The sequence below is a fragment of the uncultured Arenimonas sp. genome (assembly GCF_963976025.1).
Lineage (GTDB): Bacteria > Pseudomonadota > Gammaproteobacteria > Xanthomonadales > Xanthomonadaceae > Arenimonas.
Genome location: NZ_CAXBJS010000099.1, coordinates 1 through 10,313, shown reverse-complemented (window position 1 = coordinate 10,313; position 10,313 = coordinate 1). Strand labels below are relative to the sequence as shown.

The window sequence follows — 10,313 nt, the reverse complement described above, 5'->3', positions numbered from 1 at the left end:
CTTTGCTTGGCCAAAGGCCAAGGGCAGAAGATTCGCGCCTGAAGGCGCTCCTACAGCTTGGATTCGCGCAATCGCGAGATAACCGGGGAAACCTGGGTTTCGCGGGCCAGCGCGCGGCCAACACGTTCGAGTGCATCCGACAGTTCGGCAGGGCTGTCGGCACGCAGCGTGGCGTGGCCGACCTTGGGGCCTTCGCGCGGCGACTTTCCGTAGTCGTGCCAGTGGCCGCAGGGTTCGGCCAGCACCGGCGCCGCGTCGGGCATTTCGCCGATCCAGTTCAGCATCACCGCATGGCCCACCGCCCGCGTGCTGCCCAGCGGCAGGCCCAGCACCGCCCGCAGGTGGTTCTGGAACTGCGAGGTTTCCGCGCCCTCGATCGTCCAGTGCCCGGAGTTGTGCACGCGCGGCGCCATTTCGTTCGCCACCAGCACGCCGTCCTTGAGGAAAAGCTCCAGCGCGAACACGCCCACGTAGTCCAGCGCCTCGGCGACGCGGCGGGCCGCGTCCAGGGCCTGGGCCTCCAGCGCCGGATCGGCATTGGCCGGCGCCAGGCTGGCGGAAAGGATGCCGTGGTCGTGCCAGTTCTCGGTCAGCGGCCAGGCGCGCAGCTCGCCGTCGCGGCCGCGTACCGCCACCACCGACAGCTCGCGCTGGAAAGCCACGAACCCCTCGAGGATCAGGCCGACGCTGTCCGCCTGCGCGCCCAGCGCCTGCCAGGCCGCGTCGGCATCGGCCGGCGACTTGATGCGGAACTGGCCCTTGCCGTCATAACCCAGCCGGCGGGTCTTGAGGATGCAGGGCGTGCCGACCGTGGCCAGCGCGGCGTCGAGTTCGGCGCGACTGTCGACGGTGGCGAACTCCGGCACCGGGATGCCCAGCTCGCGGAACAGGGTTTTTTCAGCCAGCCGGTCCTGGGCCACGGCCAGGGCGCGCGGGTTCGGGAACACCGGCACGCGTTCGGCCAGCCAGCGCGCGCTTTCGGCGGGCACGTTCTCGAAGTCGAAGGTGGCCACGTCCACGCGTTCGGCGAACTCGGCCAGGCCGGCCTGGTCGCGGTAGTCGGCCTGCAGCATCGGCGCGAACTGGCCGGCGCAGGCGTCGGGCGTGGCGTCGAGCACCAGGAAGCGCAGGCCCAGCGGTGCGCCGGCCAGGGCCATCATGCGGGCCAGCTGCCCGCCGCCGAGGATTCCGACGGTGGTCACGGCTGGCGCGGGTCCGCGTGTTCGAGCACGTCGCGGGTCTGGTCGGCGCGGAAGCGCGCCAGGGCCTCGCGCACGCCCTTGTCGTGCTGGGCCACCAGCGCGGCGGCGAACAGACCGGCGTTGGCGGCGCCGGCGACACCGATGGCGAAGGTCGCCACCGGGATGCCCGCCGGCATCTGCACGATGGACAGCAGTGAATCGAGGCCGTTCAGCGCCTTGCTTTGCACCGGTACGCCCAGCACCGGCACCGGCGTCATCGCGGCGACCATGCCGGGCAGGTGGGCGGCGCCGCCGGCACCGGCGATGATGGCGCGCAGGCCGCGGCCTTCGGCGGCCTTGGCGTATTCGGTCAGCAGGTCGGGCGTGCGGTGCGCGGAAACCACGCGCACTTCGTGCGCCACGCCCAGTTTTTCGAGGCGGGCCACGGCGTGCTGCATGGTCTCCCAGTCGGACCGGGAGCCCATGATGACCCCGACCAGCGGGTTGTTGGCGGCTTGGTTCATGGCGGCCCACTTCGGCAAAAGGCTATTCTAGACCCTTGCCCACCGTCCGGACACCGGCCCCATGGACCGCAAATTGCTCGACATCCTGTGCTGCCCGACCAGCAAGCAGCCCCTGGCCCTGCTGGGCAGCGCCGAACTGGAGGCGATCAATCGCGCCATTGCCGCCGGCGGCGTCACCCGCGCCGACGGCAGCCCGCAGGCCGAGGTCCTGGCCGAAGGCCTGGTCACCCGCGACCGCCGCACCGCCTATCGCGTGGACGACGGCATCCCGGTGCTGCTGGCCGACGAGGCCCTGGCCACCGACCAGGTCGACGGTTTCCCGCGCTGACATGGCCACGCCCGTTTCCGCCCCGCCCGCCGACGTGGTGGCCGGAGACGTCGCGCGCGCCCTGGCTGAAGACCTGGGCAGCGGCGACGCCACCGCGCAGCTGCTGCCCGACGACCAGGACCAGGCCTACGTCATCGCCAAGGAAGCCGGCGTCATCGCCGGCCGGCCCTGGTTCGACGCCTGTTTCCTGGCGCTCGATCCGGCAATGCAGATCGACTGGCGCGTGTCCGAAGGCCAGGCAGTCGAAGCCGGCACGGTGCTGGTCGTGCTGCGCGGCCGCAGCCGGGCCCTGGTCAGCGCCGAACGCCCGGCGCTGAACTTCCTGCAGACGCTGTCGGCCACTGCCTCGCGCACCGCCCAGTACGTGGCTGCGCTGGCTGGCAGCCGGACCCGCGTGCTCGACACCCGCAAGACGCTGCCCGGCCTGCGCCAGGCGCAGAAATACGCCGTGCGCGCCGGCGGCGGGCTCAACCACCGCATGGGCCTGTACGACGCGGTGATGCTGAAGGAAAACCACATCCACGCCGCCGGCTCGATCGCCGCGGCCGTGGCGGCCTCGCGTGCACTGCACCCGACCTTGCCGCTGATCGTGGAAGTGGAAACCCTGGACGAACTCGACCAGGCCCTGGCCGCCGGCTGCGACCGCATCCTGGTCGATGAATTCAGCGAAGACGACCTGCGCGAGGCCGTGCGCCGCGCCGCCGGCCGCATTCCGCTGGAAGTGTCGGGCGGCGTCACGCTCGAACGCCTGCCGGCCATCGCGGCCACGGGCGTCGACTACGTGTCGATCGGGGCGCTGACCAAACACGTGCAGGCGCTGGATCTTTCGCTGCGGCTGGGGCCGCCGCCCCGCTGACTCAGCCGCGGCTGAGGAACAGCGCGACGATCACCACCAGCGCCGCCGCCGTCAGCATGATCGGCACCCACTTGCTCATGCCCGCCGACGCGGCCGCCGGGGTTTTTGCCTCGGCCGGCGCGACGCGGGTGGCCTGCTGGGCCATCTCCATGCCCGGCGCCACCAGGATCAGGCGCACCGAGTCCAGGCGCAGTTCGTCACCCGGCTTCAGGAAACCCTGCTGCACACGCTTGCCGTTGATGAAAGTGCCGTTGGAAGAACCCAGGTCTTCGACCTGCAGGCCGTCGGGCGTGGGCTTGACCAGCGCATGCCGGCGCGAGATTTCCTCGGCCGCCACGGAAATGTCGGCCTCGGCCGCGCGGCCGATGACCACCGGACCGGTGACCGGATAAACCTTGCCAAAGACCGCGCCGGAAACGCCGCGCAGCACGAACTTGGGCACCGCCATGCGCACGCGCGTGGCGCCGTTGTCGTCGTCTTCCCTGGCTGCGGCACCGCCCGCCGCCGCGGGTGCGGAGCGCGCCGCTTCGACGATGGCGAAACGTGCCTGCACCGGACCGATGCCGATCATGTCGCCGGCACGCAGGGCCATGATGTCCGCCACCGGCTTGCCGTTGACGCTGACCGGCCCGCCGTCGCTGGGCACCTGCAGGTTGGCACCCGTGGTGGTGACGTGGATTTCGCAGTGATGGCCCACCACGCCCTCGGCCTGCAGCACCACCGCGCCCTCGCCCGCCGAACCGATACGGTTGACGCCGTGGCTGAGCAGCACCTGCGGATGTTCGCCATTGGGAAACACCAGTTTCATCTTCGCTCTCCTGCGAATCGCCGTGCGCCGGCCGGGCCGGGGTCCGGGCCTATCTTAGCCACGTCTTCACGACCCGGGGAGGGGGCGACTTGTGGCGGGGCCTGGCCGCCCCCACACTTCGCGGATGCTAGGCACCCTGCTCGTCTCGATATTCGCCATGGCCGTGGTCGTTTTCTGGTATTCCGGACGCGCGGCCGCGGAAACTGCCACTGTCATCGGACAGCGGGCTTGTGCACGCGCGGGGGTTCAGTGGCTGGACCAGAGCGTGCACCTGCTGGCCATCCGCCCGCGCCGCGGGCCGGACGGCTGGCTGGGCCTGGAGCGCCATTACGGCTTCGAGTATTCCACCGGCGGCGAAGACCGACACGCCGGCCGCATCGTGCTGCACGGACGCAGGCTGAAGGCATTGGCCGGGCCCGTGCCGCCGTCGCAAGACGCCGGGACTACTTGACCACGCGAAGGTGGCTGCGCCGTGGCGGCTCGCCCCCGACGTCCGGACCCGTAGGCGGCTCGTCGGGTGATTCGTCCCCGCCGCCGACGTCGGCTCCATCGTCGGGCAGCATCATGCCCTGGCCGGTTTCCTGGGCGTAGATCGCCAGCACCGCGCCCACCGGCACGTACACCGACTGGCTGACGCCGCCAAAACGCGCCATGAAGCTGACACCCTGGTTGTCGATCAGCAGCTGGGCAACGGCGCGCGGGGCGATGTTGAGCACCACCTTGCCGTCCTTCACCGTGCCCAGCGGCACCTGCACGTCGTCGCGCGTGGCGTCCACCAGCAGGTAGGGCGTCATGCCGTTGTCGTTGATCCACTCGTTGAGCGCCCGCAGCAGGTAGGGGCGGTTGGATCCCATCCGGGGTGCCTGGGTCATTGCGGGATATCGCGCAGCGCCCTTTCTTCCGGGGTCAGGCTGCGCAGGTAGGCCGGGTTGCGGAAGATGCGGTTGCCGTAGTCCTCGATGACCTTGGCCTCCTTGGGCAGCTGCACGCCCAGGGACGGCAGGCGCCAGACGATCGGGGCGATGGCGCAGTCGGCCAGGCTCATTTCCGGGTTCAGGAAGAACTTGGAGGCCTTGAACAGGGGCAGAGAGGCGATGAGCAGTTCCTTCAGGCGCTTGCGGCCGGCGTCGGCCTGGGCCTTGGTGCCGTGCTGCACGGCCTGCACGTGCGGCACCCAGTCGTGTTCCAGGCGCAGCATGGCCAGGCGCAGGCGGGCGCGCGACAGCGGGTCGACCGGCATCAGCGGCGGGTGCGGGTAACGCTCGTCCAGGTATTCAGACACCACCGAAGCCGCGTACAGCACCAGGTCGCGGTCCACCAGGGTGGGCACGGAATGGTAGGGATTGAGGTCCACCAGGTCTTCGGGCGGGTTGGTCGGATCGACCGGAATCAGGTCGTAACTGACGCCTTTGGCCGCCAGGACCAGCCGGACCCGGTGGCAGACGACGCAATCGCGGGCGGAAAACAGCGTCAGGGCGTTGCGAATGCGCGGACTGGCAGCCATCAAGGGATCCCCCAGGGTGCCGCCAGCCCCTGCCGGCGGTCATCGGAAGCCTTAACCCTGCCCGAAATGCCGGCTTTCCCGCAAGCCGGGGTTCCGGAAAAACGAAGGGCCGCCAAATGGCGGCCCCAAGTTACTGATTCTGTTGGGAATCAGTGGACGTCGCGCCAGTATTCCAGCTTCAGCAGGTAAGCGATGAAGGTGAAGAAGGCCAGAAACAGGATGACCCAGACGCCAATCGACTCGCGCTTGAGGGCCGCCGGCTCGGCCACGTACTGCAGGAAGGCGCTGATGTCGCGGGCGGTGCGGTCGAACTCTTCCGGGCTCTGGCGGCCGGGCGTGGCCAGCTCGAGCTTGCTCAGGTGCGAGGCGCCGTCATGGCCCTGGTCGTAGACCGGACGCTGGATGCCCTGCAGTTCCCAGAGCACGTTGGGCATCGAGGCACCCGGGAACACGGTGTTGTTCCAGCCCATCGGGCGGGCTTCGTCGATGTAGAAGCCCTTGAGGTAGCTGTAGATGTAGTCCGGGCCGCCCAGGCGGGCGCGGGAGATCAGGCTGAGGTCGGGCGCGGTGGCACCGAACCAGGCCTGGGCGTCCCCGACATTGATGCCGGTGCGGATGGTCTCGCCGATGGCGGCCTGCGGCGGCACCAGGTACTGCTCGACGAGCTCCGGAGGAAGGTCCAGGTCGCTGGCGATGCGCGAGTAGCGGTGCATCGACAGCGCGTGGCAGCCCGCGCAGTAGTTCATGAACAGGCCGGCGCCGCGCTGCAGCGACGCCTTGTCGCTCAGGTCGGTGCCCGAATGCTCCAGGGCCGGGCCCGGACCGGCGGCCAGGCCAAGCGCCGGCAGCAGGACCAGCAGGAAGGCGAAACAGCGCAGCTTAGTCATGCGAAGGCACCCGCTCGGGAACGGCCTTGGTCTGGCCCATGGCGGACCAGAAAGGCATGAGGATGAAGAAGGCGAAGTAGTAGGCGGTCAGGATCTGGGCCACCAGCTTCTGCAGGTTCGAACCCGACTGCGCGCCCAGCCAGCCCAGCACCACGAAGCTGATGCAGAACAGCGTGATCAGCACCTTGTGCAGCATCGGGCGGTAGCGGATGGAGCGCACCTTGCAGCGGTCCAGCCAGGGCAGCGCGAACAGGATCATGGTGGCGCCGCCCATGACGATCACGCCGAACAGCGGATGCGGAATGGCGCGCAGCATCGCGTAGAACGGGGTGAAGTACCACACCGGCTTGATGTGCGCCGGGGTGACCATCGGGTTGGCCTCGATGAAGTTGTCCCACTCCAGGAACCAGCCGCCCATCGTCGGCGCGAAGAACACGATGAACGCGAACAGCACCAGGAAGAAACCGGCGCCGAACAGGTCCTTGACCGTGTAATACGGGTGGAAGGCGATGCCGTCCCTGGGCTTGCCGGTGGCCGGGTCCTTGACCTTCTTGATGTCCACGCCATCGGGGTTGTTCGAGCCAACCTCGTGCAGCGCGCCCAGGTGCAGCACGACCAGCAGCAGCAGCACCAGCGGCAGCGCGATCACGTGCAGGGCGAAGAAGCGGTTGAGCGTGGCGTCGGCGACCAGGTAGTCACCGCGGATCCATTCGGTCAGCTCGGGGCCGATGAAGGGAATGGTGCCGAACAGGTTGATGATGACCTGCGCGCCCCAGTAGGACATCTGGCCCCAGGGCAGCACGTAGCCCATGAAGGCTTCGGCCATGAGTACCAGGAAGATGACCACGCCCAGCACCCAGACCAGTTCGCGCGGCTTCTGGTACGAACCGTAGATGAGGCCGCGGAACATGTGCAGGTACACCACCACGAAGAACAGCGAAGCGCCCGTGGAGTGCATGTAGCGGATGAGCCAGCCCCACTCGACGTCGCGCATGATGTACTCGACCGAAGCAAAGGCCTCGGTGGCGGACGGCTTGTAGTGCATCGTCAGGAAGATGCCGGTGACGATCTGGTTGACCAGCACCAGCATGGCCAGCGAGCCGAAGTAGTACCAGAGGTTGAAGTTTTTCGGAGCGTAGTACTCCGACATGTGCTTCTTGTACGCCGGCACCAGGCCCGGGGTGCGGTCGTTGAACCAGGTGACCACCCCGTCGATGCCGCGTGAGAACTTGCTGGCCATTTACGCAGCCTCCCCGGGGGCGACGCCAACCATGATGCGGTTTTCGTCGATGAAATAATAAGGCGGCACCTTGAGGTTCGACGGCGCCGGCACGCCCTGGAAGACGCGGCCGGCCAGGTCGAAGCGCGAGTTGTGGCAGGGGCAGTAGAAGCCGCCCTGCCATTCGCTGTCGAAGGGCTGCGGCTGCAGTTCCGGCACGTAGCTGGGCGAGCAGCCCAGGTGGGTGCAGATGCCGACGATGACCGCCACTTCGGGCTTGATCGAGCGGGCCGGGTTCTTGGCGAAGGCCGGGGTCTGGTCGGCGTTTTCCGAATCCGGGTCGCGCAGCTGGTCGTCGAGCGACGGCAGCGCCGCGAGCTGGGCGGGCGTGCGCTTGAAGATCCAGACCGGCTGGCCGCGCCACTGAACGATCATGCGCATGCCGGGCTCGAGCTCGATCTTGCTGATATCGACCTCGACCGGGGCGCCGGCCGTCTGGGCCCGGGCGCTGGGCTTCCAGGAACTGATGAACGGCACCGCGGCGAACCCGACGCCCACCGCGCCGACAACGGCGGTGCTGGCAGTCAGGAAGCGGCGACGCCCCGTGTTGACCCCTTGGTTAGCCATCCGGCTCTCCGAAACGTTTGCTAAGTGGCTGAAAAACGGCGACCTGCCCACTCGGGGCCGGCAAAGACGCGCAATTGTAGCGGACGGGGCGCGAGAGCGACAACGCCGGATGCGCGAGGGCCGGGACAGGCCCCGGCCCGGGGGCCTCAGTTGCCCGAAAGGGCGCCGCGGTAGCGGTCGGCCAGCTGGCCCACGCGCTGCACGTAGCGCTGGGTTTCGTCATAGGGCGGCACGCCGCCGTGGCGGTCGACCGCGCCTTCACCGGCGTTGTAACCCGCCGCGGCCAGGGTCAGGTCGCCGTCGTAGCGCTTGAGCAGCCAGGCCAGGTACTGCACGCCGCCGCGGATGTTCTGCTCGGGCTGGAACACGTCGGTGACGCCGAAGCGGCTGGCCGTGGCCGGGATCAGCTGCATCAGGCCCTGGGCGCCGGCATGCGAGACCGCATTGGGCCGGAAGGCCGATTCGGCATGGATGATCGCCCGGACCACGGCTTCTTCCACCCCGAACTCCTGGGCGGCGGCCTTCACCTCGTCCGAGTAGGCGTCCAGGTTCAGGCGCACGTTGCTGAAGTCCACGCCCGGCAGCAGGCCGCAGGCGTAGCAGGTCTCGACGTAGCTGAACAACATCTGGGCGCCGGTGCCCGGCTGGGGCACGTTGGTGTAGTGCACCACGCCGTCGCGTTCGTACTTGTAGACCGCGCCGCGGGTGACCCGCGCCCCGGACCCGGCGGCGGCCGGCGCCAGCGCCTGGCCGGCCGAGGCGGTCTGGAAGCGCACGGCGGCGCCCGGCTTGCCGCCCGAACCACCGCCGCCGGTCGCCGAAGGCGCCGGCGCCCGGGGCCGGGCGTCGGCCGCGGTATAGGTGGAAACGGCCTTGCAGCTGGAGCCGGCGATCTTCTTGCCCGTGTAGTTGGGCACGCCGTCCGCGCCGGTGCACCGGTACAGCGTGCCCGCCGTCGCCGGGGCGGCGATCAGCAGCAGCAGGCAGGCCAGCAGGGGGCGTCGGGGATCCATGGCCGCGAGGTTTACTCCTTGCCGGGGCAAATGCCAAGGGTTTTGGCGCCAGGGGCTACAATGGCGCCCCCCTCCGGAACGGATTAACCGCCGCCATGCCCGGAACTTCGCCTGCCAAAGGCAAGCTCTACATAAAAACCCACGGTTGCCAGATGAACGAGTACGACTCGGCCCGCATGGCCGACGTGCTTGCCGCCGAACACGGCCTGGAACTCACCAGTGACGAGGCCGAGGCCGACGTCATCCTGGTCAATACCTGCTCGATCCGCGAAAAGGCCCAGGAAAAGGTCTTCTCCCAGCTTGGACGGTGGAAACACCTCAAGAAGGACAAACCGGTGCTGATCGGGGTCGGCGGCTGCGTCGCCAGCCAGGAGGGCGACGCCATCCTCAAGCGCGCGCCCTACGTGGACCTGGTGTTCGGCCCGCAAACCCTGCACCGCCTGCCGGCCATGATCGACGCGCGCCGCGCCCAGGGCCGGGCCCAGGTGGACATCAGCTTCCCCGAGATCGAGAAGTTCGACCGTTTGCCCGAGCCGCGCGCGGAAGGGCCGACCGCCTTCGTCTCGATCATCGAGGGCTGCTCCAAGTACTGCTCGTTCTGCGTGGTGCCCTACACCCGCGGCGAAGAGGTCAGCCGGCCCTTCGACGACGTGCTGCTTGAATGCGCCCAGCTGGCCGCCCAGGGCGTGCGCGAGATCCACCTGCTGGGCCAGAACGTCAACGCCTACCGCGGCGCCACCGTCGATGGCGACCAGGCCGACCTGGCGCTGCTGGTCCGGGCCATCGCCCAGATCGAAGGCGTCGGCCGCATCCGCTACACCACCTCGCACCCGGTCGAGTTCACCGACGCGCTGATCGAGGCGCACCGCGACGTGCCGCAGCTGGCGTCCTTCCTGCACCTGCCGGTGCAGTCGGGCTCGGACCGCATCCTGGCGGCTATGAAACGTGGCCATACGGCGCTTGAGTACAAGGCGAAGATCCGCCGGCTGCGCGAGGCCTGCCCCGGCATCACGATCAGCTCCGACTTCATCGTCGGTTTCCCGGGCGAGAGCGATCGCGACTTCGAGGCGACGATGAAGCTCATCGACGACATCGGCTTCGACCAGAGTTTTTCCTTCGCCTATTCGCGCCGGCCGGGCACGCCCGCGGCCAACCTGCACGACGAGGTGCCCGCCGATGTCGCCAGCGCCCGCCTGCAGCGCCTGCAGGCCGCCATCAACGACAACGCCCGGCGCTACGCCGAAGCCATGGTGGGCACGGTGCAGCGCGTGCTGGTCGAGGGCCCCAGCGCCAAGGATCCGGACGAACTGACCGGCAAGACCGAAAACATGCGCAACGTGAACTTCGCCGGCGGCAAGCGCCTGGT

The 10,313-nt window shown here is 68.9% G+C and carries 13 protein-coding genes; 4 read left to right on the top strand and 9 right to left on the bottom strand.

Translation table 11 applies throughout. The annotated features are described in order from the left end of the window. Positions 1-50 precede the first annotated feature (50 nt). Together AACZ35_RS09025 and purE are read right to left on the bottom strand one after the other, a co-directional pair. A complete protein-coding gene (locus AACZ35_RS09025) occupies positions 51-1,202 on the bottom strand; it encodes a 5-(carboxyamino)imidazole ribonucleotide synthase (protein WP_339828338.1) in 1,152 nt (383 codons plus the stop codon). Next, complete coding sequence (purE, locus tag AACZ35_RS09020; protein WP_339828337.1) at positions 1,199-1,705, bottom strand: 5-(carboxyamino)imidazole ribonucleotide mutase; 507 nt, start codon at positions 1,703-1,705, stop codon at positions 1,199-1,201. The genes AACZ35_RS09025 and purE overlap by 4 nt, the downstream gene beginning before the upstream one ends. Positions 1,706-1,766: 61 nt before the next feature. Between purE and AACZ35_RS09015 the strand changes: the two genes are divergently transcribed. Together AACZ35_RS09015 and nadC are read left to right on the top strand one after the other, a co-directional pair. Next, a complete protein-coding gene (locus tag AACZ35_RS09015) occupies positions 1,767-2,033 on the top strand; it encodes a Trm112 family protein (protein ID WP_339828335.1) in 267 nt (88 codons plus the stop codon). Position 2,034: 1 nt separating this feature from the next. Continuing rightward, positions 2,035-2,889 carry a carboxylating nicotinate-nucleotide diphosphorylase gene (gene nadC, locus AACZ35_RS09010; protein ID WP_339828334.1) on the top strand — a complete coding sequence of 285 codons (855 nt, stop codon included), beginning with the start codon at positions 2,035-2,037 and terminating at the stop codon, positions 2,887-2,889. A gap of 1 nt (position 2,890) precedes the next feature. Here the strand turns inward: nadC and AACZ35_RS09005 are convergent, their stop codons facing one another. After that, a complete protein-coding gene (locus tag AACZ35_RS09005; RefSeq protein WP_339828332.1) occupies positions 2,891-3,697 on the bottom strand; it encodes an FHA domain-containing protein in 807 nt (268 codons plus the stop codon). A 124-nt stretch (positions 3,698-3,821) separates the two neighbouring features. Between AACZ35_RS09005 and AACZ35_RS09000 the strand changes: the two genes are divergently transcribed. Continuing rightward, positions 3,822-4,148, top strand: coding sequence for a DUF3301 domain-containing protein (locus tag AACZ35_RS09000; RefSeq protein ID WP_339828331.1), 327 nt, complete (start codon positions 3,822-3,824; stop codon positions 4,146-4,148). On the opposite strand, the gene AACZ35_RS08995 is transcribed toward AACZ35_RS09000, so the two are convergent. The 6 genes from AACZ35_RS08995 to AACZ35_RS08970 all read right to left on the bottom strand — a co-directional run bounded on the left by AACZ35_RS08995 (position 4,141) and on the right by AACZ35_RS08970 (position 8,947). Beyond that, positions 4,141-4,569, bottom strand: a complete 429-nt coding sequence (locus AACZ35_RS08995; protein WP_339828330.1) for a ClpXP protease specificity-enhancing factor — start codon at positions 4,567-4,569, stop codon at positions 4,141-4,143. The two genes, AACZ35_RS09000 and AACZ35_RS08995, sit on opposite strands and share 8 nt — an antisense overlap. Further along, the gene (locus AACZ35_RS08990; protein WP_188660551.1) at positions 4,566-5,201 is read right to left on the bottom strand and encodes a glutathione S-transferase N-terminal domain-containing protein; all 636 of its coding nucleotides are present in this window, start codon (positions 5,199-5,201) and stop codon (positions 4,566-4,568) included. Before AACZ35_RS08990 ends, AACZ35_RS08995 begins: the two co-directional genes overlap by 4 nt. Before the next feature lie 149 nt (positions 5,202-5,350). Beyond that, positions 5,351-6,088, bottom strand: a complete 738-nt coding sequence (locus tag AACZ35_RS08985) for a cytochrome c1 (protein ID WP_339828328.1) — start codon at positions 6,086-6,088, stop codon at positions 5,351-5,353. Further along, positions 6,081-7,328, bottom strand: coding sequence for a cytochrome bc complex cytochrome b subunit (locus AACZ35_RS08980; RefSeq protein WP_339828327.1), 1,248 nt, complete (start codon positions 7,326-7,328; stop codon positions 6,081-6,083). The genes AACZ35_RS08985 and AACZ35_RS08980 overlap by 8 nt, the downstream gene beginning before the upstream one ends. Beyond that, entirely contained in the window at positions 7,329-7,934 is a 606-nt protein-coding gene (petA, locus tag AACZ35_RS08975) for a ubiquinol-cytochrome c reductase iron-sulfur subunit (RefSeq protein WP_339828326.1), read from the bottom strand. It lies immediately after the preceding gene. 146 nt (positions 7,935-8,080) lie between these two features. Further along, positions 8,081-8,947 (bottom strand): lytic transglycosylase domain-containing protein, encoded by an 867-nt coding sequence (locus AACZ35_RS08970; RefSeq protein ID WP_339828325.1) that lies wholly within the window; start codon positions 8,945-8,947, stop codon positions 8,081-8,083. A 95-nt stretch (positions 8,948-9,042) separates the two neighbouring features. On the opposite strand from AACZ35_RS08970, the gene miaB reads away from it, so the two are divergent. Continuing rightward, a partial coding sequence (gene miaB / locus AACZ35_RS08965; protein WP_339828324.1) for a tRNA (N6-isopentenyl adenosine(37)-C2)-methylthiotransferase MiaB occupies positions 9,043-10,313 on the top strand: 1,271 nt, incomplete at its 3' end.